We start from the raw sequence: 25,196 nt of genomic DNA, 5'->3' as shown, positions 1-25,196 counted from the left end.
TGAAGGATTTAGAAGACACCACTAAGCTGTCACTAAATCCTAATAGGAATCACTAAAACCGTCCCCCTGATTCTCTATCTCCCTGTCTTTGCAGTAGATGCTTCATAAATAGAGGTAACTGCTTCTTTTAGGGTGTTGTTGAATTCTTCTTCTGATTGATTGACGTTTAGTTCTTCGCTTAGAGCCCTGGAGAAGCTTGCAATTATATTGTCGTTTTCTTTTAATTTTTGATTCGCTTCTTCTCTACTATATCCGCCAGACAGAGCTACTACGCGAACAACCCTTGAATGAGTGGTTAATTCTTTATACGTATTGGCAACTGTTGGAATCGACAACTTTAACATGACATTCTCATCTTCTTTTAAGTTATGGAGGTGTTTTAATAGTTCCCGTTTCAAAATAGCTTCCGATTGTTCTTTATCCGGGCTATTAATATCTACTTCTGGTTCAATTATTGGTACTAATCCTGCTGCAATTATTTGCTTTCCTACTTCAAATTGCTGGTCCACAACTGCTTTAATGCTTTCTGGATTTGCTTCTTTTATGACAGATCTCATTTTGGTTCCGAAAATATGACGTTCTTTCGCACGGCGGAGTATTTCATCTAAATCTGTGATTGGCTTCATCAACTGAACCCCATTTGTGAGCTCTGCTAGCCCTTTATCAATTTTTAAAAAGGGGACAATCCCTTTTTTCTCTGCTAAATAATCGGCCGTATACATCCCTTCTATTTTGCTATCCATCGTTTGTTCGAACAAGATAGCACCAAGAATATACTCAGAATCAAATGCTGGAGAAGTAATAATTCTTGTCCGCATTTGGTGCACCAAATCAAACATTTCTTCCTCATTTGTATAAGTATTTTCCGCTACTCCATAATGGAGCAAAGCCTTTGGTGTACTGCCACCACTTTGATCTAATGCAGCAATAAACCCCTTTTTTGTTTTCATTTTCTCCAATTGGTTGTTCATCTTATTTTATCCTCCTCTTAATATGAATGATTTACTTAAATTATTCACATTCGTGGAGAAGTTAAAACATTATTATTATTATTCTTTAAATAATTCTAGTTAGCTTTTTATGGTTTAGTCCTAGTTTCAACTAAGCACTTTTAAAAAAGTAAATTTCGAAAAGAATAGTTCTTTAGACCTATTTAAAAAGGTGCCATTTAGCGTTATCTTAATTATCAATGGGAATAGTCGGAATTTATTATTCTGAATTTTACCATCCTTCTGTTTTTTGAAAAATAATATTTAGAAAGGACTTGCCTATGATTGAATTAAAGAACATTCATAAATCTTATACGCGCAAGAATACGACAGTAGAAGCTTTAAAAGGAATTAATTTAAAAGTAAATAAAGGCGATATTTTTGGTGTCATAGGATACAGCGGTGCAGGAAAAAGCACCCTAATTCGCCTTGTGAATTATTTAGAAATACCAACAAAAGGAGAAGTCATCGTTAATGGTCAATCTTTAGCCAATTTTAATAAAAAGGAACTGAGGGAAACAAAAAAACAAATTGGAATGATCTTTCAGCACTTTAATTTATTGGAATCAAAAAAGATCTTCGACAATGTAGCTATCCCTTTAGTACTTCAAAAGAAAGGGAAACAAGAGATTAAAAAAAGGGTAACGGAATTGCTAGATTTTGTCGGATTAAGTGATAAATCAAACAGTTATCCAAGCGAATTATCAGGTGGTCAAAAACAACGCGTTGGAATTGCTAGAGCTTTAGCTTCCAACCCATCCATTTTACTTTGTGATGAAGCAACATCTGCACTTGATCCTGAAACAACACAATCTATTTTACAGTTATTAAAAAAAATCAATGCAGAATATAACATAACGATTATGATTATTACACATGAAATGGCTGTTATTCAGGAAATATGTAACAAAGTAGCAGTTATGGAAAAAGGAAAAATAATTGAGGTTGGAACCGTCCTTGAAGTGTTTGGAAAACCACAACATCCAACAACTAAAAATTTTGTGCAAACTGTCATTCATGCAAAAGTTCCAACTAGCCTGCAAAATAACGTTGATTTTAGACATCAAACTTTTAAACTTGAATTTATTGGAGAAACAGCTTCAGAACCAATCATCTATGAACTAATCCATCATCATCACCTCAAATTAAATATTCTTTATGCAAATATGACGGAAATTCAAGGTACTGCAATTGGTAATATGATTATTCAATTAAATGGCGAATCATCGAATATTCAACATGCCCTATCCTATCTTCAAAATAAAAATGTTCTTTTTGAGGAGGTACATACGTAATGACTACTAATATTACTTTGGATCAATTTTTTCAAGCTATAATTGATACTCTTTATATGGTTGGATTCTCCCTATTTATTGGATCCTTAATTGGAATCCCGCTAGGAATATTATTAGTTGTAACAAGAAATGGAGGAGTATTGGAAAATAAAATAATCTATTCCCTATTAAATCCAATCATAAATATTTTACGATCCCTTCCTTTTATTATTTTATTAGTGGCCATTATTCCATTTACTAGATTAATTGTACAAACATCTATTGGAACTGCTGCTGCAATAGTTCCGCTAATCATTTATATCGCCCCTTACATTGGCAGATTAGTAGAAAACTCTCTTTTAGAGGTTAATCCAGGAATTATCGAGGCCGCTCAATCAATGGGAGCTACTCCCTTACAAATAATCTGGTATTTTCTATTACCTGAAGCAGTTGGTTCTTTAGTTCTTTCTATTACTACCGCAACAATTGGTTTAATTGGTGCAACTGCTATGGCTGGAACAGTTGGTGGAGGTGGTGTAGGTGATTTAGCGATTGTTTATGGTTATCAAAGATTCGATACGGTTGTAATGGTGCTAACAGTCATAGTCCTTATTATTATGGTTCAAGGAATACAGTCACTTGGTAACTTCTTGGCACGAAAAGCAAGACGTAACTAAACAAGAATAGACCTTTCATTTTAAATATATAGATAAGGAGATAAAGTATGGGAACTTGGACAAAACAGGATCGATTTAATGCCCTTCTATCCGGTGAAAAAGCAGATCGTCCGATTATAAGTGGATGGAGACACTTTATTGATAAAGAACAAAATGCCAATGATTTAACAAGTTCAACAGTGAACTTTACAAAAAAATACAATTGGGATTGGGTTAAAATTAATCCTAGAGCTACTTATCTTGCAGAAATTTGGGGAAATGAATACGACTTTACAGACTATCATTCTGTCTTTCCGAGACAATTAACTACCATACTACCCAAACCTTCGGATGTATGGAAATTAGAAGCAAGAAAAGTGTTCAAATCTTCTTCTTTACTTGAACAACTAGCAGCTTGCAAAAATATTAGAACTGAATTACCTGAAATACCCTTAACACAGACTATTTTTTCTCCGCTATCTGTATTACTTTTTATTGCAGGTAGGTCTGCATATGTATATGAAACAGTATTTGGTATAGATACTCCTGTTACATTTGAAAGCTTATTTGTAGAGAACCGTTCTGGTGTACATCATGCTTTGCATGTTATCGTGCTAACTATCGCTGAGTATGTTCAAGAATTAGATAGAGTAGGAATAAACGGTCTTTTTTATGCAGTAACAGGCACAGCTAATCCTAATTTATTTGATGAAGCTGCCTTTAATGAATTCTCTAGACCATATGATTTAATCGTTTTAGAAGCTGCCCAAAATGGAAAAAGAATTTTACATACTTGCGGACCTAATGCGCAGCCTGAAAAATTCAATGATTACCCTATAGAAGGGATAAGTTGGGATACAAAAGCCACAGGGAATCCAAGTTTATTAGCAAATGTAAAAGCAACCGTGGTTGGTGGTGTGGATCATCATTTATTTGCAGAGAATCATGTTAAAACAATCACAAACGAGACGAAGAATGCTCTTAAGTTGATGGAAAATAAACCATTTATTGTTGCTCCTAATTGTGCCATTCCACTTAACGTTACGGAAGAAACATTGTATGCATTTAGAAAATCCATTACAGAAAAGGAGATCACAAAATGAAAAAAATATTAATTACTATTTTAGTCGGATTACTTCTTATTTTAGGAGGTTGTGGAAAAGACAAATCAACTACTGGAGAAGACAAGAAAGAAATAACAGTCGGTTTCGGTGTCGGGACATATGAAGAACAATTTCGTAACGGGATTCTACCGATTTTAGAGGACAAAGGATATGATGTCACGATTAAAACATTTAGCCAAAACATGCAAGTAAACCCTGCCATGAAGGAAGGCTCTATTGATGCAAGTGTATTTCAAAGTACTGCTTATATGAATGGTATCAATGAAGAACTTAATACAAACATGACTGGAATCACTTTTGTCCCGAGCGCTCCTCAAGGGTTATATTCTACTAACCATACATCATTGGATGAAGTTAAAGATGGAACGACAGTTGCTGTTCCAAATGACCCCGTAAACCAAGAGCGTGCTGTACGCATTCTTGAAGAATTAGGATGGATACAGGTTGATGAGAATGCGGGTACGACTGATTTTAATTTAAATAGTGTTAAAGCGGATAAGTATGATATTGATATTAAAGTTTTAGATCCCGCTCAAATCTTAGTTTCTTTACAGGATGTTGACTATGGAGTAGTAAATGGTAATTACATCGCAAGCGCTGGTAAAAAAATTACGGATGCCTTAAAAATTGAAAACACACCCGAAGAACATCGTATTATTGTATCCATTAATGAAGCGGATAAAGATACTGAGTGGGCTAAAGATTTAAAAGATGCCTACGAGTCTGATAAATTTAAGTCTTATATGGAATCACAAGAGAAATATGATGGATTCATTCTGTTAGATGCTTGGAAATAAAAAATAGGTGCTGTTAATATCTTTCCTGTGTAGGTTAAATTTACTGGCACAGGATAGATTCTATCCATTGTTTTATGCAAACATTTTTAAAATGACTACTAATTTTCCCAATAAAAAAGGAGCTTAAATCATGAAAAAGATATATTTTATCGGTGGAGGACAAATGGTTGAAGCAATTATTCGGGCTATTATTCATAACAAAATTGTAGAGGAGAAACAAATTACTGTTTTTGATATCGATCCTTCTCGCCTACAATATCTTGCTGAAACGTATGGAATTGAAGTGGTTTTTAATGAAAAAAGCGGCTTTAGGGATGCGGATCTCATTATTATTGGGGTAAGACCACAAGATGATATCAAAACGATTGGTAGTCTAATTGATCAATATGCCGATCAGACTGCTACCATCCTTTCCATTGTTGCTGGGGTTACATTAAAAAAACTTGAATCCTATTTACAGAACCGATTTGCCCTTGCTCGTGTTATCCCTAATACGTTAACAGATACTGGATTTGGATACAGTGCTGCTACACTAAATGAGCTTGCTGATAAAACCAAAATCGATTCATTTTTAAATGGCTTTGGTAAAGTGGAATACATGGATGAATCCTTATTAGATATATTTACTGGTTACGGGGTTGCAGGTCCAAACTATATTTATTATTTTATTGAATCATTAGCAGATGCCGGTGTTCTAGCAGGTTTGCCAAGAGACTTGTCTTGGAAAGTTGCTTTAGAAAACATGAATGGTGCAGTTGAAATGTTAAAGTTATCAGGAAAACATCCAAGACAATTATTAGATATTAATAATTCACCTGGCGGGGTTGGAATTAATGCGTTATTTGAACTAAATAAAAGTGATTTTGCTGCTGGATTACAAAGTAGTGTTTTAACTGCTGTTAAACGAACATCTCAATTAGGAGGAGAAACAAAGTGACAAAAGTAAAGTGGGATCATATTGTTCACTATGTTAACGACATAGAAGAACCAATTGATTTATTTAAAGAAAAAAACTTAATTGCTTTTAGAGGCGGATCTCATAAACAATGGGGAACCTACAACTCTCTTAGTTACTTTGATTTAACCTATATTGAATTCTTAGGAATTGAAAATAGAGATTTAGTTAAACACGTTAAAGAACCGAACAGAGTAGTAAAAGATGCTATTCAATATCTGCCTGAGCATGAAGCCCTAAGTAGAGTTGCCCTTCGTACAGATAATATAGAGGAAATAGCTGCTAGATTAAGAGATACAGGGCTCACCCTTTCCCCAATTATGGCTGGAAAACGATTAGATAGTAAGGGAGAATTAATCGAATGGAAAATGATGACGATTGACGGTTCTTTTCAAGGTTTACCTTACCCATTTGTAATCCAATGGAAAGGCACAGATTCAGAGCGTTTAAAATCACTGCAATCTTCAGGGGTTATTCAAGATCATCCTGCTGGTAAAACGATTATCCACCAAGCAATATTTACAGTATCTGATCCATTAGCTGTTGCTGAACATTGGAAAGAGATATTTCACTTAAACAGTATCAATTTTTCTGACACTGTAGCTACTCTATCGATCGGAGAACAAAGCTTTCTATTTAAGAAAGGTTCTTTCAATCAGCTAACTGAAATCATTCTTTTAACTGAATCTCCACAGCTTCAAAATAAATCACTCACGATAGGAGAAGGAACTTATACCTTTAAATCGATAGAATAACTCTACCTCTCCATTTAATTTAAGTGTGGAATTGTCCCAAAAAGGTAACAAACTATATGTATTGAGTTAAAATATAGCTTGTATGGTCTAAAAACTTTTCGGGACAATTCTGTTTCTATTTTTGTATAGTACTAACATCCTTTAGAAATTAGAGCTTATTTTTATACTTCTCATAAAACCGCTCTACTCGACCGCCTCGATCAGAGAATTTTTGACGTCCTGTATAAAAAGGATGGGTATCGGAACTTATTTCAACTTTTATTAGAGGGTAGCTTTTCCCATCTTTCCAGACAATTTCTTCCTTCGATTGTTTAGTCGATCCTGTTAAAAATTGAAACCCACTATTAACATCCATGAATACAACTTCTTGATAAGTCGGATGAATTCCTTTTTTCATTATATAGTCCTCCTATAAGTTGATTTAAATCTTTTAATCACCAGCTAGATTTTTTCACACCAGGTAGTTGTCCTTTATGTGCATATTCTCGAAAAGCAATTCTAGACATCTTAAATTTTCTGAGATAGCCTCTTGGTCTTCCAGTAACTTCACATCTATTTTTCAATCTCGTCGGCGAAGAATCTCTAGGTAGTTTTCTTAATGCTTCATAATCGCCCTTTTCTTTCAACTCTTTGCGAATTTCAGCATATTTCTCCACCATTTCTCTTCTTTTTCTCGCTTTTACTACTTTTGATTTTTTTGCCAAAGTTCCTTTTCCTCCTTTATCCTAAATCGCCATCATTACGATTTACTAAATACAAGTATTCTTTTCAAAAGGCTGTTTTGGTAAAGTTTGTTGCTATTACCCGCAGCCGGAATACACTTCGCTTTCCGTGGGGCTAAGCTTAAGCCTCCTCAGCTTCGCCTCCGGGGTCTCAGGCTGTCTCGCTAATCCCACAGGAGTCTACGTGTATTCCGGCTGCTCCATTTTTCCAACTAATTCTTTTTTTCTATTGAAAAAACAATAATCCTTTAGAAAACAGCCTTTCAAAAACACTTATCTATCATAAAACGAAATCATTACGATTTGCAAGTTTTCTGCTTCTATTCATCATCTATCTTGCTTGGAGCTGCCAATAAAATGGATCTCTTAATTGATGCCAATCTCCATGAAACTCTTCTTCCGTTAATAAACATTCATCCAATTCCTTTTTGATAAGCTCCACATTTAAATCCATTCCAATAAACACAAGCTTTGTATGTCTGTCACCAAATTGAGGGTCCCAATTTTCTCTCAAAGACGGATTAACGCTGAGAATGTCCTGTTGTCTAGCCTCTGGAAGTGATGCAACCCAGTAGGAAATAGGCTCGATAGTCACTGAAGGCCCTGCTTGAGATAACAGCAAAGCAAGATTATTTCTAGTCGCACACCAAGATATTCCTTTCGCTCTTACAATTGAAAGTGGCATTGAATGACACCAATCATTAAAACGTTCCGAGTGAAACGGTCTTTTAATTGAATAAACAAACGAGCTAATACCGTATTCCTCTGTTTCTGGTGTATGCATGCTTGGACCAATATTTAATTCTCGTAACCAACCTGCAGACTCACTTGCTCGATCAAAATCAAAAAGGTTCGTATCTAGGATTTCTTGTGGATCTATTTCGCTATTCACTGTACGAATGATTCTGGCAACTGGCTGTAACGTTCTAATAACCTGTTCTAATTTATCCAAATCATCTGCTGCTACTAAATCACATTTGTTAAGAATTAGCACATCACAGAACTCTATTTGATCGATTAGTAAATCGGCAACATTTCTATCATCATCAGCCCCAACTGCTTCTTTTCGGTCAAGTAAAGAGTCTCCAGATTCGTAATCATGCCAAAAACGATTTGCATCAACTACCGTTACCATCGTATCCAATTTACAAAATTTAGTTAAATCTATTCCCATCTCTTCATCTATGTAAGAAAAAGTTTGTGCAACCGGAATAGGTTCACTGATTCCAGATGATTCAATTAAAATATAATCAATATCGCCTTCAGTCGCTAGCCTCTCCACTTCTACAAGCAAATCTTCACGCAATGTGCAGCAAATACATCCATTTGACATTTCCACAAGTTTCTCTTCTGTCCGGGAAAAACCACCCTTTGTTTGCACTAATTCACTATCAATATTCACCTCGCTCATATCATTCACAATTACTGCAACCTTCAGTCCATTTCGATTATGTAAAATATGATTCAGCAATGTCGTCTTTCCAGCTCCTAAATAACCACTTAACACAGTTACCGGTATTTTTCTCATTTCCTCACTCCTTTTTTGATTTCACACAAATCGTAATCATTACGATTTATATAATAAACCCATTAATAAAAAAAAGCAAGGGAATCAAGGGGACGGTTCGAGGGCACTGAAAAACTGGCTAGTTAATGATGATGGGCAATAGCCACTTTTTAAACATAAGATGATGGATTTGTTTTTCGAGGCGTCCGCTCGCTTTCCATGGGGCGAGCGCCAAGCCTCCTCGTCACACTACGTCCGGGGTCTCGGGCTTTCTCGCAGCTCCCACAGGAGTCGAGCGGACGCCTCTCCAAACCAACCTTATTTTCACTTTCCAATGTGCTTGCTCTTCATTTCGCACGAAAAAAAGGCTTTTTCAGTGGTCTCGGACGGTTCTTCTGATTCCCAATTAAAAATGTCTTCAGTAGAACCGTCCCTCTGAATCCTGTCATCTATAAATATATTATAATTCTTTCGATGATAATGGTAAGAACAGTTTAACTCCGCGTTTATTAAATGGTAGTATTTTTAAATCTGCTAGTAGATGACTGATGTATCCTCCAATACAAGTGTAGAACAATCCGTTAATCCCAAGCGAAGTCTCTAAATCTGCGGCAATTATTCCAAAGTAAACAACGCCTAAAATAGAATGCGTATAACTTCGATGAGAGGTAAATGAGGCAATCATAATATAGATTCCTAGAAGAATAATCCATCGCTCTTCTACAGATATTCCGCCCATCAGAACAGCGATACCAGTAATTGTTAACATATGTTTTCGTTTAATCAAAGAGGCAATAAATAAAATCAATATACCAATTCCGACACCTATCCACCTCTCTCCTGCCGTCTTTTCAAAGATACTATATAGGATCATCATTATTCCAATGACTTGTGCAGACAGTTGAATCATTTGGTGGGGTAAAGTAATTTTCCCACGAAGCTTCCCGTCAATGTCAAGATCGGGAATTAATCCAGAAACCGCCCCTAAAGAGACGAATAAGAGTGTCTCTGATGGTGTGGATTGCACCGCATTAGCAACAATAAATCCTGTCGCTGATCCAATTACAGCGTGTGATGTTCCATTCAAGTTGATTACACCTCTAATATTTAATATTTTATTGCAACATTACTATTCTACACCAAAACACTTGTTCTGTTTAGAAGGAATTTTTCATTAGAAAAATAGATAGTGAAGATTAAAGTAAATCAATTCTATCTTCATGATAGAATAATAGGAATGAAATAAGTTTATAAGGAGTGTCACATTGAAATTTTTCAGAAATATGTCAAAAGTAGAAGTGATTAATTGGAGAAAAGGAGCAATACTTGGGTTTTACGTCTTTTTATTACTATTATTTGTAAACTATACCAGCTCATTACTATTCAATAAGGAGCCTTTTACCTCTACAGTGATTTTTTGGTCTGGATTATTAGTAGCTTTCGGATGTGAATTTCTCTTAAATTTACTGTCTAAGAAGAATAAATGACTAGTGTAATAAAAGGATCATTAATAGATTCTTTTATCGGCTTATGATACACTCACTTCAAAAGGTGGTTTTGTGGATGCAGCAATTACAATTTGAATCTTCCTGGGATAAACAACTGGCACCTCAGGATCGACGAAATATAGAAAAAATCTTTCAAGAGACTAAAAGTTTAAACAGCACGAGTGTCATCTTCTCCCCTATTCGAGAAGCGATTAATCATAAAGATGCCTTGCTTGTGTCTGTATTAGTTCATAATTTTACGAAAAACCAACTATTATTTAATCAAACTAGATTGCAATATAGATTAAAAGGAAAGGTCGTTGCAGAACAGGCCTTCACATTCCCTGATCTCGTCATCCCCCCTCATGTAAGTATGCCTTGGACGTTTATTTTTCCAAAAGAGAATTATCAAACTCATACTTCTTATAAGGATGGACTGTTAGAACTGAGCTAGTTTTTATTTGTAAAAAAAATAAACATTTATTGCTAAACAGCGGTTAACTACATAAATAGTTAGCCTATGTTTGCGTATATTCCGATAGTGAATTAAAACTATATCAGTAGAGGTTTAACAAAAATCGCGAATATGGACAAAAATAAATCGGCAGAAATTCACTATCCAAACATCATTAGAGGCATACCCAATATACAGGAAGAATTCACAAAATATAGGTAATAAGAATAAAGTGAAACTTCCATCAGTGGGGGTTTTCCTTCCTCCCCCACTGATGGTTAGTTGAACCAATCGGACCTTTACGGACAGTTGATCTCCCACCTATCTTCCTCGTATTCTCATATGCTTGAGGGGGGAGTCTTACTGTCCGTTAAGAGTGGGATAAAAAAGAACTTGATAAGGTCAAGCTCTTAGTTATACTGATTTAATACTTTGTTTAATATTTCTTTTGTACTTTCGATTAATTCCAAAGGCTCTTTTATAAACGCATTTTCTCCATATGCGATAAAGTAGTTTGATAAAAAGTTAATATCATTTTTTGCAATTATACCTTTTATAAATCCAGTTCCATCTTCTCTTTTTCTTAAATGGATATTTGGCCAATTAACAGATTCAAATTTCTCTACTCCATTTTTAGTGAACTCCACATATAATTCCATCATGTCCTTATCGGGATTAAGAATGGAAAAACGATTATTTAAGTTAATATGTGATAAATCAATAGGACCATTTTTTTCATCAAATTCTACAGATTTTATACGATCACAACGGAAAACTCGATAATCTTCTCTAAAAAAGCAATAGGAAGGACAATACCAATTTCCTTCCTTTGCATAAATACCAATTGGTTGAATGCTTCTTAAGCTGGTCTTTCCACTCGTTTCATAACTAATTATTAAAACTTTTTGGTGCACTGCCGCATCTAGTAACTCTTTTAAAAATGGAATTTTTTCTTGTTGAGGCACCGATACAAAATCAACTCTATTTTGCATTTTATCAATTGTATCTCTAATATCACCGGAAAGATTTAAGTAAAATTTCTTTTTTATTGATTCATACTCCATATCAAAAGGCATGAATAGCAAAAAATATAGAGACAGCTTCATCCTCACTAAATACTATTGGTGGAAGAATTCTTTCATTTAAGACTTGATACCCTCCATGTGGACCTACTTCTGAATGTAATGGAACTCCCATCTCACTTAATTCTTGTAAATCTCTCAGGATAGTTCTTTTTGATACTCCAAATTCTTGTGCTAATTCTCTTACCGTAAATCGTTTTCTTCGATTAACCATCATAATCATTTCATTTAATCTTTTTGCTCGAGACATATTTTCCTCCAAAAAACAAAAGTGACATAAACTGTCACTATTATAATATATAATCACACATAGATAAAGAATAAGGAGGATGGAAATTGAATTAAAAAAACAATTATTTCATGATGTATCTTTAAATTTAAATGATGGAGGACTTTACATGTATATAACCATTTCAGACTTTATTAAAGAATGGAACAAAGAAGCTGTATTAACGCAAAACATATTAAATGGTTTGACTGATGATTCATTGAAATAACAAGTTTATCAAGAAGGTCGTAATATAGGAAGAATTGCATGGCATTTAACAATAACTGTTCCAGAATACTTGGCTGAATTTGGGTTGAAGATAGAGGAAGTAAAAAATGCGGAAAATATTCCAACTTCAGCAAAAGAAATTGCGGAAACCTTTAATGATGTAAGTGTTAACGCTGCTAAAGTTATGGAAGATCAATGGACTGATGACTCTCTGAAACAAATACAAGATGCCTTTGGAAGACAAGAAACAAATGCCTCCATTCTAATGGGATTAATCAAGCATATTGTTCATCACCGTGGCCAAATTACCGTTCTTATGCGTCAGGCTGGATTGAAACCATTTGGAGTTTATGGACCTCCCAAAGAAGATTGGATTCAATTAGGAGTCAAAAACCCACCATTATAAAGAAAACTTCTATCAGTGGGAGTTTTTCCTCATCTACCACTGATGGTTGGTTGCACTTATCGGACCTTTACCTGCAAGAGTTTGAAAAATATCGAGGATTTTGAAAGATGATTAGCAACATATATTGACTATTACAATCACAAAAGAATAAAAGCAAACTAAAAGATCTGGAACCTGTAGAATACGAGTGCACTGAAAAACTGGCTAGCTAATGATGATGGGCAATAGTCACTTTTTAAACATAAGATGATGGATTTGTCCGCTCCCTTTCCATGGGTCGAGCGGACGCCTCTCCAAATCAACCTTATTTTCACTTTCAAATATGCTTGCTCTTCATTTCGCACGAAAAAAAGACTTTTTCAGTGGTCTCGTAGAATACCGGACTCAGATCCTTTAATTTTCCTAAAAATATATGTCTAACTTTATTGGATTAGATCACTTTCCACATAGCTCTTTTTGTGATATCTTTCACATAAGCAGATAAAGTAAAATTAAGCTTCTTTTTTAAAAGATTTAACAACTGCTTGTGTCTTCTCCGAAATATGATACCAATAGGCAGCTCCTACAAAAATAGCTCCACCGATAATATTCCCAATGGTCACTGGCAATAAATTTGCAAACATGCCACCAATAGATACTGTTTCAGGGTGAGGAATGATAAGTGCAATAGACAATAACGTCATATTTGCGACACTATGTTCAAATCCTGACGTAATAAAAGCGAAGAGACACCAAAAAATCATAATTAATTTTGCTGTTTCATCCTTTAATTTTACAGAACACCAAACTGCTAAACAAACGAGAATATTACAAAGAATTCCACGGATCAGTAATTCCATAAAAGGAGCATTCATTTTCGCTGCCGCTCCGTTAGTTATAAATTCAGCTACTCCTCCAACAGCCAAACCTGAATAACTAAATAATAACGCTACTATAATAGAACCAATAAAGTTGCCAATATAACTATATCCCCATACTTTGCCGGTATCTTTCCAGGTAACTTTATTCTCTAGCATGCCAATTGTCATCACCATATTATTACCAGTAAATAAGTCAGCGCCTGCCATAATAACTAAACTTAATGCAATCCCAAATGAAACTCCCATTATAATTTTCGTGCCTGCAAATCCAGTTGCGCCGAGTAACCCACCAATTGTAAAAATAAGAATAATTCCTAACCCAACAAAAAAACCAGCAAGCATAGAACCAACTAAATACTTCTTTTTACTTGTATTTAAAGCATTCCTTTTCATTAATGCCGTATTACTAAATGCAGTAATAACTTCTTTCATAACGACACTCCTCTACATATAATTTAAGCCAAGCATTCCTTTACAAGACTCATTAATTGCTCTTCCATTTTTTCTACCAATACTTCCTTCATGAAGCAATCGTACTTTAATGGATGACAAAGTATAACTTCTTTTTCACTGTTTTCAATTTTGCTCTCCATTCTTTTTAATAATCTTCCCGTAAAAAGTAAATACGGAACAACATAAATCTTGTTATATTCCAATTGAAGCTTTTCCAATTCATCAATAAACCCAGGCTGGCCTGCTGTTAAAAAAGCTGGATATACAGGGCAATCTAATTTTTGCTGGACATGCTTGCTTATTTCCTTAAGCTTCCCAATTGGTTCTGGATCACTACTGCCTCTTCCCACTAATAGAATTGCCCCATCATTTTTCAATCGTTTTTCTTCTATTCTTTTCAGAACTAAGTCGATCATTTTCGGATGGAGATCAAATGGCTTTGAAACATAAAAGCTGACTTCTGGAAATCTTTCTTTCACTGCCAGTAATTCTTCTGGTATATCTCTTTTGAAATGGGCTGCTGCAAACAAAAGAACAGGTACAACGAGAATCTCCCTTGCTCCAGCCATGATTATTTTTTCCATTGTTTCATCAATCGATGGTGATGCCAGTTCTAAAAAAGCAATTTCTTGTACGGATATATTGATTTCTTTTTTTACTTCTTCGATAAATGCTATGAATTGATTATTTCCTTCCATTATGCGGCTACCATGACCTATATATACAACTGCATCCATTAGCATTCACGCTTCCAATCCTGGTTATCTAGTTCTTGTTGGACCTGCTCATCTATATGCTTAAACCCCTGCTTAGCAGCATACTCCTTCACAGATTGGCCGATTGCTGCAAAGGAAAGTTCCATTGGATTCCGTTCACTAAATTTACGCCATTCTTGTAAAAATAAATCCACAGATTGTTTATTTGGAAAAATAACCGTTTCCCAACAATCTTCTGTCAATAAGCGTTTATTTACTTCATGAAAGCGTTCATCTATTTGAATAGTATGACTAGGTAATGCTAGTAGATTATCTGAAAATATTTGTTTTTCAATTGTTCGCTCATTTCCTATAAAAATAGCACTTCTTTTGTCATAAGATGCCTTTATGCTGCGAATTCCCCTTTTCTCCAATCCCTTACGCGTTTTATCAGATAAGTGTTCTATCTGTCTAGGGAGATCACGCAAGTCATAATCTGCCTTAAACAACTGGGAAAACACGAATTCCACTCCTTCTGCAGAAGCAAAAATCAGTCTTTCTGCATTTACTATCAATTGTAATTCCTCGGTTGTGTAAGAGTGCGCGATAGCTTTTAAAGTAGGGAAGGCATAAGCTTCCGCGCCATTTTTGGAAAAATATCTTTCTAGCAAACTTTCTTCTGATGAGCTTTTGGCAATTAATAATTTCCTTTGATAAAAGGCTTTTTTCTCGAACCAAGCAATAGACGATCTTAGCTGTACAACGTCACCGATTATCGTTAAGGCTGGATTCCCAAGCTCCGCTTCCTTTACCATTTCTACAATTGTTTTTAAGGTCCCCTCGACTACTCGTTGTTTTCCTAGAGTTGCCCACTCAATAACAGCTACTTTGGTATCGCTAGACTTACCTTGTGCTAATAAATTCTCACAAATTCCCGGTAAACCTTTCACCCCCATATAATAGGCAATAGTATCTCCTATTGCTTCTTGCTTAGGTTCATGATGAATGGCAGCCTCATTTTTCTTACAAGCATGCCCTGTTCGAATCGTAAAACTAGTACTATAATCTCGGTGCGTTACTGGAATGCCTGCATAAGCACTAGCTGCAATGCTTGATGTCACACCCGGTACTATTTCAAAAGAAATATCATATTTTGTAATAGCTTCTGCTTCTTCTCCTACTCTTCCAAAAACAGAAGGATCTCCCCCTTTTAACCGGACAACATATTTTCCTTTTAACGCTTCTTCCACTAATGTTTCATTAATCTTTTCTTGTCGCATAATGTGATTGTTTGGTAGCTTCCCACAATAGATAAACGTACAATCCTTGCTTGTAAAACGTAATAATCGTGGATTCGCAAGGCGATCATACAATACAACATCTGCTTTTTTTAAACACTCTATCCCCTTATTTGTAATTAATCCAATATCCCCAGGTCCTGCTCCGACAAATGCTACATACCCCTTGTTCGTATTCATCTCTTACACCATTATATAAATATAGTCATCTTTTATTTGTGTTTCATAAACCTCGACACAGCCATTATCTGGTTTTTGAACTTCGCCTGTGACTAAAGAAATTTTCCAATCATGCAATGGACAGAAGACAAATTCGCCTGATACAATTCCTTCTGCCAACGGCCCATTTTGATGGGGACAGCTGTTTGCAATGGCTCTAACATCTCCATTTGAAAGATGAAACAAAGCAATTGATTTTCCTTTTAAATGAACCTCTTTACCAATTTGTTTAGGTAAATCAGCTAGTTTCATAATCTTATTCCACTCTAAAGTTGCCGTCATCATGTATACCCTCCGTTTTATTCTCCATTATTATCCTTTTATCACTTCATACATTTCTCTCTTCGTCTGATCGTTTAGGACAGAAGACCAAGCTTCTTCGTATGTTGTTTTTGCTTTTTCGAATCTACTTACAAACTGTTCAACATTTTCTACGTTTAATAATGTTTCTTTAACTGTATCAACTCCCATACGTTCCACCCAAGGAGCTGTTCTTTCTCCATAATTAGCATTTTCTCTGTAATATTGAACATAAGCCTTCGCCATCGTAATGACTTCTTCTTCCGTTTTCACTGTAGTTAAGCTATCACATTCGCGAACTTCAGTTCCACCATTTCCACCAATATATAATTGATAGCCATTTTCTACACATATCACGCCAAAGTCTTTTGTAAGTACTTCTGCACAGTTTCGTGGACAGCCCGTTACCCCCATCTTCATTTTATGTGGAGTATCGACCATTTCAATTGCTTGTTCCAATTTAATACCAAGTCCGAGTGAATCCTGTGTTCCAAAGCGGCAAAATCTTGAACCAACACATGATTTTACGTTACGAAGGGATTTAGAATAGGCATAACCAGAACGCATCCCTAACTCTTCCCATACATGTGGTACGTCCTCTTTCTTTACACCATATAATCCGATACGACTCGCACCTGTAATTTTTACTAATGGCACATTATATTTTTTCGCTACTTCTCCTATTTTCACTAAATCTTCTGCAGTGGTTGTTCCCCCATACATACGAGGAATAATAGAGAATGTACCGTCTTTTTGAATGTTCCCTTCCATTTTTTCATTTACAAATCTTGATGCTTTATCATCCTCATACTCTTCTGGGAACAGCATGCGCATATAATAGTTTAGTGCTGGACGACATTTAGAACAGCCTTCCTCACTTGAAAATTCAAGCACCATTCTTACTTCTTTTGGAGACTTAAGTTGCTTTTCTTTTATTTGTGCTACTACTTCATCACGAGTTAGTGTTGTACAACTGCACATGCCTGTTTTTTGAATAGAAGCATCGAAACTGTCACCAAGCGTATGTGCTAAAATACTTTCGACCATTGGTTTACATTTCCCACAAGATCCACCAGCTTTTGTACATCCCTTCACTTCTTCAAAAGTAGTCAATCCTTGCTCTAAGATAGAATGGACAATCGTACCTTTTGTTACCCCATTACAGCCGCACACTGTATCATCTGCACTCATACTTGCTACTAAATCTTCTTCTGAGTCCTGACCACTCTTACTTAAAACAGATGAGCTTATATATTCACTAATATCCGCTTGTTTTTTCAGCATATTAAAGAGACGATTGCCATCTGAAGCATCTCCATATAAGACAATCCCAACAATTTTGTTTTCTGTTACTAAAATCTTTTTATATACTTTTGCAAATTGGTCATGGACAATAATGGCTTCTGTATTCTCATCTTCATGAATTTTCCCCCCTGAGAATAAGTCACAGCCCGCAACTTTCAATTGAGTAGAAAGAATCGATCCTTGGTATCCTTTTCCATTTCCTCCTGTAATGCATTCCGCAAGTGCCATTCCTTGTTCATATAAAGGAGCAACTAATCCATAAGCAATTCCATTATGTTCCGCACACTCTCCTACTGCAAAGATAGATGGATCAGATGTTACCATATGATCATTTACAAGAATAGCACGATTCACTTCTAATCCTGCCTCACGGGCAATCGCCACATTTGGTCGAATTCCTACGGCCATCACAACAAGATCACACTCAATGTTAGTACCATCTGTAAATTTTAATCCCTTCACACGATTGTCTCCATATATTTCGGCTGTCTGCTTTTCCATTAAGAACTTCATACCTTGTGCTTCTAAATCTTTTCTAAGAAGATTTGCTGCAGCAGCATCTAACTGTTGCTCCATTAAAGTTGGCAATAAATGAACAACATGAACTTCCATTCCACGGTCAATTAACCCTCTTGCTGCTTCTAGTCCTAATAAACCTCCACCGATAACAACCGCTTTTTTATAATGTTTTGCTGTTTCCATCATTTTTTCCGTATCATCAATCGTTCTGAAACCAATTACACCTTCTAACTCACTTCCAGGTATCGGTAAAATAAAGGCACTAGATCCTGTTGCTAGGATAAGTTCATCATATTCAATCGTTTTCCCTTTATCAGTAATTACCTTTTTCTCTTCTCTATCAATCTTGATCGCTTTTTCACCTGTTAATAAATTAATATGATTGTCTTGATACCAATTCCAGTCGTTTATATTAATATCATTTACAGTTGTTTTCCCTTGTAAAACATTTGAAAGCATAATGCGATTATAGTTTGGATAAGGTTCATCTCCAATAATCGTGATTTCAAAAAGATCAGCATTCCGCTTCAATATCTCTTCAATTGTCCGTACTCCCGCCATTCCGTTTCCAATCATAACTAATTGCTTTTTCATCTTTGTACCTCCAAGAATCATCTAGTAAGGTGAATTCATTTGTGAAATAAATCACATAATGTCACATAAAAAAATAAATTGTTAATATTCTAAGTACTTTGCTAATATTACTAGTCACATCCCTATTCATACAAAAGAAGTATATTAAATACACCTTTTATAATTCCATTATATCTGCTTTTTGAGAAAAAAAAAGACCTAAAATTTGACGATTTAATGAACTTCTTTTGTTCTTCGACATACTGGAAGATGATAATATGTAAATGGACTGCATATTTATTTCCAGGAATTAATTGATATACTTTTCGTAAGTGGTTTTATTGACACATTTGAATAAAAATTCAAAAAACATATGTATAAACACTAATATTTATGCACATTTATGAAACTGTATATACTTGGACTAACGTATTAAAAACTTATATCAGTAGTTTTTTTCCTCATCCTCCACTTATGGTTAATTGCCCTTAACGGACCTTTACAGGAGAGTTCAACACCTATCACTCTCGATTTTTCCAGCTCGAACTGGGGTCTCACTGCCTGTTAAGAGTGGGATGAAATTCAAGAACCCAAATATACAATAATTATGCATTTTTTTGTATATCTGGGTTTTTTTATTCATTAAACATACTGCTATAAACTACATTTTTAATTACTGAAAACAATATTTATGTATCTAGTTCACCTAACGCTTAAGCTATAGATAGATATTCCATCAATCCTCGTTTTTTCTGAATAAGAGATAAAGTGATTTTTCACACTCAGTGACTGGAATGAAAACGGACTTAAGGTTTCACAGCTTAAAAAAAGAAGGGAAGACCATCTGTACAGTATCTCACTTACCGGTTTATGGGCAAAATTGAAACCTTCCTTACAAAAGATACGTATATATCGGCATAGTATATTAATAGGAGGGACTATGTGTGTTTTCTTAGAAAAAATACATCACAATCATTAATAAAGAGGAAATTTACATTTCTTCTTGTATAATTAATGCTAGACATTTATTAAAATTTATTCGAATACAATATAAAAAAGTAAAGTGGAGGTTGTTCATTATGGAGTTTTCTTTATATTCGGTAATAAATATTTTAATAACCATTTATTTGGTAGTAGATTCTAAAAAGCACGGAAAAAATCCTGTCCTTTGGGGAATACTGGGCTTTATATTCGGAATAATAACACTTTCTATTTATTGGATTAGAACAGGTAAAAAATTATTAGGATGGATTATACTCATATTAGCAATTATTTTCCATTTACTACTTATCCTATTCATTTTCGCCGTTTTATTTATGTCCTTTACTTAATTCTCTAATAGATAGGTCGTTAGAACAATCAAACACACCCTGAACAAGCTACATTATTTCTATAATCACTATCCATAAGTAGAAGTTAAAACCCGTTTAACGGTCACCTTTTATTAAGTGCCCATTATACAGGTTTTCCTTTTAATAACAAAGTGTCAGGCACCTGTAAAAGACATTTGTCCATATACAGTGCCTGACACTATTATTGACACTATTATTCTATTATTCAAACAGAAAGTGAAACCAAGCTGACAGTATATCCGTAATGAAGATAAATAGTAATAGGAGGAATTAATTTGGAATATTACAGAAAAACCCCAAGAAGCTTCTTAATCATTATGTTAGCACTAGTTACGGTCTCTTTATCTTTGTCTTCTCCCGTCTGGTTACTTTTCTTTCAACTTACACTTATCCTATTTTTTATCCTATCTTTTTTTATCCAATATAAAATCACCATTACTGACGAAGTAATAAGCTATCAAATTCAATGCATTGGAACATCCCTTTATAAGAAAAAAATTCAATTCTCTCAAATAATGCAAATCAGCTTTAAACGTTTTGGTTGGTCTACGAAAGGAGCGATAATTAAGCAAAAAAAGGGATTTTCTATTCAAATCATTCATTATTCTCCTAACAACATTCTTGAAGATTTAATGTTTTTAGCTAATAGGAATGGAATTATGGTAATTAAAACAAAAGACTTTTTGATTTTGGAGAGAGCACATGATAATGATTAAAATAATATTAAGGATACCAAGATCATTTTTCTAATTGTTCTTGATTTTATGTAACAAGACGTTGTCAAACCAACGTCTCGTTTAACCAATAACTTACTTTATCCATTTTTAACTTTCTTCTTAAGTTCTTCTTGTTTCAATAACTCTTTCACCTTTTGGTCAATCCGCTCTATTTCTGCACTAGGAGTTTTCCACCAGTTTCGGCTCCAGATTCTTTCAATCGTCCATCCTCTGCTTTCAAGGAACCGTTGACGATATATATCTCTTTCCTTTGCATTGGCCGTACTGTGGTACATTGCCCCATCACATTCTATACCAAGAATATACTTGGAAGAATCATTTGGATGTACAATGGCCATATCGATTCGATATCCTGACATCCCTACTTGTGTTGTTACTTCATATCCTAAATTTCTTAACTGTTTATACACTTGTTCTTCAAATGGTGAATCAAAATGCAATCCTTGCTCCTTTACATGCGTACTAACATTTTCATTAATTTCTTCAACCACTGCATGTATATATTCTATTTGTGTATTGGAAACAGCTTTTACATATTTCATATAGGACTTTAGTAATTTAGGACCTATTTGCGCAGTATTACTTACATTTAGTTCTTCTGGTTCAATACTTGAAACAACGGTAATACCTTCTTTCGCTCTTGAAACAGCAACGTTTAGTCGATTTTCTCCACCTTGTTGGTTAAGCATTCCGAAACGATTATAGATTCTTCCTTCTTCGTTTTTTGCATATCCAATAGAGAAGATGATTATATCTCTTTCATCGCCTTGAACATTTTCGATGTTTTTGACAAATACTCTTTCATCTAACTCTTTAGCCATCACTTGGTTATATACTGCATTAAATTCTTGATCGTCTGATGCATTTTTTTCAATCATGTCAAGAATTTTTGTCTGCTGCTTCGCATTAAAAGTAATAATCCCAACTGACTTATCAGGTTGTTTAGTCAAAGATTCTTTTAATATCCGAACTACTTCCAATGCTTCTACTTCGTTTGATTGATTGAGCCATCTTCCATCAACTTTCTTCCATGAGATAGATGGAGGATTTTTTAATGGAGCCACATTAGGCGCAATTTGCACATGCCCATTATAAAAAGCATGATTGGAAAAATTAATAAGTTCCTCGTACTTAGAACGATAATGCCATTGTAGTATTTTCTCTGGGAATCTTCTTTTTGCAAGATTTAATAAACTTTGGGATTCATCCGTATCATATTCCTCTTCGTCTTCCTCATTTACAAAAGAAGATTGGAACATGTTAAATGGCGGTAATTGTTTCTCATCACCAGCTATAATAACTTGTTTTCCACGATGAACAGCTGGAATACCACTTTCTACCGTACATTGGGAAGCTTCATCAAATATAACGAGATCAAATAAATTTTCTTTTAATGGGAATATAGACGAAACTGTTTCTGGTGAAGTAAGCCAAACAGGCATTAATCCTACAAGTCCTTTATCTGCAAATTCATTTACAAGTTTTCTTAGTGGCCACACTTGGCTTTTCTTACCTACTTGATATTTTAAGTCACGCATCGCTTTCGGATAATTACTTAATAAAGAATCTACGGATTGCGTTAATTGGTGAATTAAATACTTATTTGCTAGCTCTCGTTTCTCTTCAACCAACTTAGCGAATGTCTCTCTTGTTCGATTAAATTCATTTGTCGATATCTTCTTTACTTCTGGATACTTACTTTCTGTTTTATCAATCCAATGTATAAAAGTCGAATACTTAAATAGTTGAACCCAATAATTAGGTAAACTACTTTCTGAAGAAGAAGACTTGGTTTGTAATTCGGTTAGAATTTTTTTGACTACCTCTGAACACTGATTCCAATAGGCATCCATTTGCTGTAAACTATCAAAATCCTGATAGATATATTCCAACATTTTATCTAGTTCCTGAATTGGTATGTACCCATCAGCTATTCTATTTTTCCACGAATCGATATATTTATCATCAAAATATTCTTTAAGCTTCTCCATCTCATCAGCCATTTTTTTCGTTTCTTTCCCTAAATGATTCATCATAATAAGTGATTGTTTGATTTTAAGCCATTCAGTAGAACTAGTTCCTTTGAATTTCTCTCCTTCTAAAAGCTCTTCGATAATGGTTTTTCCTGAGAAAGATGTCCACCACCAAATTCTTAATCCTTGTAATGTTTTCTTATTATTATCCTCTAAATCCGGGTATATTTTGTCTAGTTTGTTTTCAATCAACCAAGTGTATGCTGGCGTGATTTTCTTATAATCCAATGAATGCAGATACTCAGAAGATTGCTTTGCTTTTTTGATTAGATCATTCAACAATTCATCTAGTTCTACTTTCTCTTTCATCGAAAAAGCAGCAAATGATTTACGGTTCTTTAATGCATAATTCTCATCTCCAAACCGTTCTTGCCATTCTGCATACGTGTATATATTTCCGTATATATCCTCTAAAGTATCCTTATGAAACTCACTTAACATTGGCTTTAAATCAAGGATTTGATTAAATTCACCGATGGACGCTGCTTTTCCATATAAATCATAAAGACGATAACCAAAATCTTGATATTCATATAATCCTTTTGCAATATCGTTTAACAGTTTTTCATGCGTTTCCAATCGTTTGGAAGTTGAATGCAATTCATGACTTGCTTGTTCATACATTACTTTGTTTTGTTCTAATACAGATCCTATTTTGCTATATAATGATTTGCGGTCATTTTTCTCATCATGTACTAAAGCTATATGATTAGTTAAAGATAGACCATCTAACCGCTGATAAACCACATCAAGAGCTGCTCTTTTCTGACAAACGACAAGCACCCTTTTATCCTGACTTATAGCATCTGTGATTAAATTAACAATCACTTGCGATTTACCTGTTCCAGGAGGACCATGCACCACAATCCCTTTTTTATATCTAGCTTCTTTTAAAATCTCTTCTTGAGAACCATCTGTGTCGAGAAGATTCAAAACCTCGATTTTCTCCTGTGTATATTCGGTTTCTAAATTCGATCCTTCTTCAAAGTCCAATTCTTTAGGATCGATTAGTTCACTGACTAAAGATAAATCTTCTTCTTCTGAAATATGAATTAGAGAATCATAATCTTTCACTAAAGCAGATCCACCTTGCGGGAAATTTCCCATGACCGCATATTCAACAATGCTTATCCCTTGTTTTTCCGGAATATCTTCACGTCTATATTCTTTTAGTCTTGTTAATCCTTGTTTTGCAAACGATACCTTCATTTCATGATCTTGTAAAAAGGATCTCCACTCATCCACATCCTGCTTACCTGCTATCACAGATGCTGCTTCAAAGAATTCCTCTGAGAAATCAATATTATTTAATTTTTTGAATGCCAAAAATAAGGTACGATTAATTTGTGGACTTCCTTCTTCAATACGAAGAATCCATTTTTGTGCATGCAGATTATTTTTTTCAATACGGATAGGATACAAAAACAATGGAGCTTGAAAAAAAGTTCCATCAGCGAGTGTTCCCGTTAAAAAGGGATAACCTAAATAAAAATCATGAATACCTGATTCCTCTTCAATTGCTTTCATATTTCGTGATAAATCAGTCAATTTTTTCGAGATAATCATAGAATGTTCATTATCTAAAGTGGGCTTTAATAACGTTATCTCCCCTTTAGATTGACTAATAATCTTCTCAACGATTTTTTCACTCTCTTTATCTTTGGATAGCATCGACAACTTGTCCAATTCCGTTAAATCAAAACTCCACTTGTTATAAATCTTTAATAATCTTATCGATCTATTTCTCTTACTAATATCATTTAACTTATCCCGCATATGTATTAGTTTGTCTTTCATGGTTTAGCCTTCTTTCTATTATTAAAAATTACATTTACATTTAAAAAGAAATTTTCATTAGTTTGTATAAACTGGTTTTACGAAAGAACAATATTTGACACTTTTCGGTTCATTTCGACTTAAGCTTATAGTACCATATTTTATTGGTAATTATCTTCCTAGTTAGGACAATATATCTTAATAAATAATCTAATATTCACAAACACTTCCTCAAAAATCACATATAAAACAAGAGCTAGGCATCACATAATGAACAAATGTCCTTCTGTGATGTCTAGCTCTATGATATTTCAATACTTTAAATTAAATCTAAATTTTTTTCTTTATCTTTCAACTCACTCTTTAATTTCA

General features: G+C 34.5%; 20 protein-coding genes and 2 pseudogenes. 10 read left to right on the top strand and 12 right to left on the bottom strand.

The window, feature by feature from the left end:
• Positions 1-74 precede the first annotated feature (74 nt).
• Complete coding sequence (locus HHU08_RS08115) at positions 75-971, bottom strand: fructose bisphosphate aldolase (RefSeq protein WP_169188230.1); 897 nt, start codon at positions 969-971, stop codon at positions 75-77.
• Between the two features lie 299 nt (positions 972-1,270).
• On the opposite strand from HHU08_RS08115, the gene HHU08_RS08110 reads away from it, so the two are divergent.
• From HHU08_RS08110 to HHU08_RS08085, 6 genes are all read left to right on the top strand, one after another.
• The gene (locus tag HHU08_RS08110) at positions 1,271-2,284 is read left to right on the top strand and encodes a methionine ABC transporter ATP-binding protein (RefSeq protein WP_016204086.1); all 1,014 of its coding nucleotides are present in this window, start codon (positions 1,271-1,273) and stop codon (positions 2,282-2,284) included.
• Entirely contained in the window at positions 2,284-2,940 is a 657-nt protein-coding gene (locus HHU08_RS08105; protein ID WP_016204087.1) for a methionine ABC transporter permease, read from the top strand. Before HHU08_RS08110 ends, HHU08_RS08105 begins: the two co-directional genes overlap by 1 nt.
• Positions 2,941-2,987: 47 nt before the next feature.
• Positions 2,988-4,022, top strand: coding sequence for a uroporphyrinogen decarboxylase family protein (locus HHU08_RS08100; RefSeq protein ID WP_169188229.1), 1,035 nt, complete (start codon positions 2,988-2,990; stop codon positions 4,020-4,022).
• Positions 4,019-4,840: a MetQ/NlpA family ABC transporter substrate-binding protein gene (locus HHU08_RS08095; protein ID WP_101730211.1), complete on the top strand. Its 822-nt coding sequence runs from the start codon at positions 4,019-4,021 to the stop codon at positions 4,838-4,840. The genes HHU08_RS08100 and HHU08_RS08095 overlap by 4 nt, the downstream gene beginning before the upstream one ends.
• A gap of 130 nt (positions 4,841-4,970) precedes the next feature.
• A complete protein-coding gene (locus HHU08_RS08090; protein WP_016204090.1) occupies positions 4,971-5,777 on the top strand; it encodes a pyrroline-5-carboxylate reductase family protein in 807 nt (268 codons plus the stop codon).
• Positions 5,774-6,550 carry a VOC family protein gene (locus HHU08_RS08085; RefSeq protein ID WP_016204091.1) on the top strand — a complete coding sequence of 259 codons (777 nt, stop codon included), beginning with the start codon at positions 5,774-5,776 and terminating at the stop codon, positions 6,548-6,550. The genes HHU08_RS08090 and HHU08_RS08085 overlap by 4 nt, the downstream gene beginning before the upstream one ends.
• A gap of 148 nt (positions 6,551-6,698) precedes the next feature.
• Here HHU08_RS08085 and HHU08_RS08080 read toward each other — a convergent pair whose 3' ends face one another.
• The 4 genes from HHU08_RS08080 to HHU08_RS08065 all read right to left on the bottom strand — a co-directional run bounded on the left by HHU08_RS08080 (position 6,699) and on the right by HHU08_RS08065 (position 9,866).
• A complete protein-coding gene (locus tag HHU08_RS08080) occupies positions 6,699-6,947 on the bottom strand; it encodes a type B 50S ribosomal protein L31 (protein ID WP_101730213.1) in 249 nt (82 codons plus the stop codon).
• Positions 6,948-6,984: 37 nt separating this feature from the next.
• The gene (gene rpsN, locus HHU08_RS08075) at positions 6,985-7,254 is read right to left on the bottom strand and encodes a 30S ribosomal protein S14 (protein ID WP_016204093.1); all 270 of its coding nucleotides are present in this window, start codon (positions 7,252-7,254) and stop codon (positions 6,985-6,987) included.
• A 349-nt stretch (positions 7,255-7,603) separates the two neighbouring features.
• Positions 7,604-8,800, bottom strand: coding sequence for a GTP-binding protein (locus HHU08_RS08070; RefSeq protein WP_169188228.1), 1,197 nt, complete (start codon positions 8,798-8,800; stop codon positions 7,604-7,606).
• Between the two features lie 439 nt (positions 8,801-9,239).
• Positions 9,240-9,866 (bottom strand): metal-dependent hydrolase, encoded by a 627-nt coding sequence (locus tag HHU08_RS08065; protein WP_169188227.1) that lies wholly within the window; start codon positions 9,864-9,866, stop codon positions 9,240-9,242.
• Between the two features lie 476 nt (positions 9,867-10,342).
• Between HHU08_RS08065 and HHU08_RS08060 the strand changes: the two genes are divergently transcribed.
• On the top strand, positions 10,343-10,720 hold the full coding sequence (locus HHU08_RS08060; protein ID WP_169188226.1) for an SLAP domain-containing protein: 378 nt from the start codon (positions 10,343-10,345) through the stop codon (positions 10,718-10,720).
• Positions 10,721-11,130: 410 nt separating this feature from the next.
• Here the strand turns inward: HHU08_RS08060 and HHU08_RS08055 are convergent.
• A pseudogene (locus HHU08_RS08055) lies at positions 11,131-12,052 on the bottom strand (helix-turn-helix transcriptional regulator).
• 148 nt (positions 12,053-12,200) lie between these two features.
• Here HHU08_RS08055 and HHU08_RS08050 point away from each other — a divergent pair.
• Positions 12,201-12,704 (top strand): annotated as a pseudogene (locus HHU08_RS08050) (DinB family protein).
• 491 nt (positions 12,705-13,195) lie between these two features.
• Here the strand turns inward: HHU08_RS08050 and HHU08_RS08045 are convergent.
• The 5 genes from HHU08_RS08045 to nirB are packed head-to-tail and all read right to left on the bottom strand — an operon-like array spanning position 13,196 to position 18,947.
• On the bottom strand, positions 13,196-13,996 hold the full coding sequence (locus tag HHU08_RS08045; RefSeq protein ID WP_016204100.1) for a formate/nitrite transporter family protein: 801 nt from the start codon (positions 13,994-13,996) through the stop codon (positions 13,196-13,198).
• Positions 13,997-14,019: 23 nt separating this feature from the next.
• Positions 14,020-14,760: a sirohydrochlorin chelatase gene (locus tag HHU08_RS08040; RefSeq protein WP_235678808.1), complete on the bottom strand. Its 741-nt coding sequence runs from the start codon at positions 14,758-14,760 to the stop codon at positions 14,020-14,022.
• On the bottom strand, positions 14,754-16,190 hold the full coding sequence (gene cobA, locus HHU08_RS08035) for a uroporphyrinogen-III C-methyltransferase (protein ID WP_169188224.1): 1,437 nt from the start codon (positions 16,188-16,190) through the stop codon (positions 14,754-14,756). The genes HHU08_RS08040 and cobA overlap by 7 nt, the downstream gene beginning before the upstream one ends.
• 3 nt (positions 16,191-16,193) lie before the next feature.
• Positions 16,194-16,511, bottom strand: a complete 318-nt coding sequence (gene nirD / locus HHU08_RS08030) for a nitrite reductase small subunit NirD (protein ID WP_016204103.1) — start codon at positions 16,509-16,511, stop codon at positions 16,194-16,196.
• Positions 16,512-16,541: 30 nt separating this feature from the next.
• Positions 16,542-18,947: a nitrite reductase large subunit NirB gene (nirB, locus tag HHU08_RS08025; RefSeq protein ID WP_169188223.1), complete on the bottom strand. Its 2,406-nt coding sequence runs from the start codon at positions 18,945-18,947 to the stop codon at positions 16,542-16,544.
• 1,058 nt (positions 18,948-20,005) lie between these two features.
• On the opposite strand from nirB, the gene HHU08_RS08020 reads away from it, so the two are divergent.
• Together HHU08_RS08020 and HHU08_RS08015 are read left to right on the top strand one after the other, a co-directional pair.
• Positions 20,006-20,257, top strand: coding sequence for a hypothetical protein (locus tag HHU08_RS08020; protein WP_169188222.1), 252 nt, complete (start codon positions 20,006-20,008; stop codon positions 20,255-20,257).
• A gap of 296 nt (positions 20,258-20,553) precedes the next feature.
• Positions 20,554-20,994 carry a hypothetical protein gene (locus tag HHU08_RS08015; protein WP_169188221.1) on the top strand — a complete coding sequence of 147 codons (441 nt, stop codon included), beginning with the start codon at positions 20,554-20,556 and terminating at the stop codon, positions 20,992-20,994.
• A gap of 98 nt (positions 20,995-21,092) precedes the next feature.
• On the opposite strand, the gene HHU08_RS08010 is transcribed toward HHU08_RS08015, so the two are convergent.
• Positions 21,093-24,845 carry an AAA domain-containing protein gene (locus tag HHU08_RS08010; RefSeq protein WP_169188220.1) on the bottom strand — a complete coding sequence of 1,251 codons (3,753 nt, stop codon included), beginning with the start codon at positions 24,843-24,845 and terminating at the stop codon, positions 21,093-21,095.
• Between the last annotated feature and the right edge of the window lie 351 nt (positions 24,846-25,196).

Source organism: Niallia alba (genome assembly GCF_012933555.1).
GTDB classification, from domain to species: domain Bacteria; phylum Bacillota; class Bacilli; order Bacillales; family Cytobacillaceae; genus Niallia; species Niallia alba.
Note: the sequence above shows the minus strand (reverse complement) of the source record. Positions and strands in the feature narration are given on the sequence as shown.

Excerpts from the sequence above, each read along its gene's own strand:
- nirD (WP_016204103.1), bottom strand. The coding sequence starts at position 16,511 with ATGACGGCAACTTTAGAGTGGAATAAGATTATGAAACTAGCTGATTTA.
- HHU08_RS08060 (WP_169188226.1), top strand. The coding sequence starts at position 10,343 with ATGCAGCAATTACAATTTGAATCTTCCTGGGATAAACAACTGGCACCT.
- cobA (WP_169188224.1), bottom strand. The coding sequence starts at position 16,190 with ATGAATACGAACAAGGGGTATGTAGCATTTGTCGGAGCAGGACCTGGG.
- nirB (WP_169188223.1), bottom strand. The coding sequence starts at position 18,947 with ATGAAAAAGCAATTAGTTATGATTGGAAACGGAATGGCGGGAGTACGG.
- HHU08_RS08110 (WP_016204086.1), top strand. The coding sequence starts at position 1,271 with ATGATTGAATTAAAGAACATTCATAAATCTTATACGCGCAAGAATACG.
- HHU08_RS08100 (WP_169188229.1), top strand. The coding sequence starts at position 2,988 with ATGGGAACTTGGACAAAACAGGATCGATTTAATGCCCTTCTATCCGGT.
- HHU08_RS08010 (WP_169188220.1), bottom strand. The coding sequence starts at position 24,845 with ATGAAAGACAAACTAATACATATGCGGGATAAGTTAAATGATATTAGT.
- HHU08_RS08095 (WP_101730211.1), top strand. The coding sequence starts at position 4,019 with ATGAAAAAAATATTAATTACTATTTTAGTCGGATTACTTCTTATTTTA.
- HHU08_RS08020 (WP_169188222.1), top strand. The coding sequence starts at position 20,006 with ATGGAGTTTTCTTTATATTCGGTAATAAATATTTTAATAACCATTTAT.
- HHU08_RS08070 (WP_169188228.1), bottom strand. The coding sequence starts at position 8,800 with ATGAGAAAAATACCGGTAACTGTGTTAAGTGGTTATTTAGGAGCTGGA.
- HHU08_RS08080 (WP_101730213.1), bottom strand. The coding sequence starts at position 6,947 with ATGAAAAAAGGAATTCATCCGACTTATCAAGAAGTTGTATTCATGGAT.
- HHU08_RS08105 (WP_016204087.1), top strand. The coding sequence starts at position 2,284 with ATGACTACTAATATTACTTTGGATCAATTTTTTCAAGCTATAATTGAT.
- HHU08_RS08090 (WP_016204090.1), top strand. The coding sequence starts at position 4,971 with ATGAAAAAGATATATTTTATCGGTGGAGGACAAATGGTTGAAGCAATT.
- HHU08_RS08115 (WP_169188230.1), bottom strand. The coding sequence starts at position 971 with ATGAACAACCAATTGGAGAAAATGAAAACAAAAAAGGGGTTTATTGCT.
- HHU08_RS08040 (WP_235678808.1), bottom strand. The coding sequence starts at position 14,760 with ATGCTAATGGATGCAGTTGTATATATAGGTCATGGTAGCCGCATAATG.
- HHU08_RS08045 (WP_016204100.1), bottom strand. The coding sequence starts at position 13,996 with ATGAAAGAAGTTATTACTGCATTTAGTAATACGGCATTAATGAAAAGG.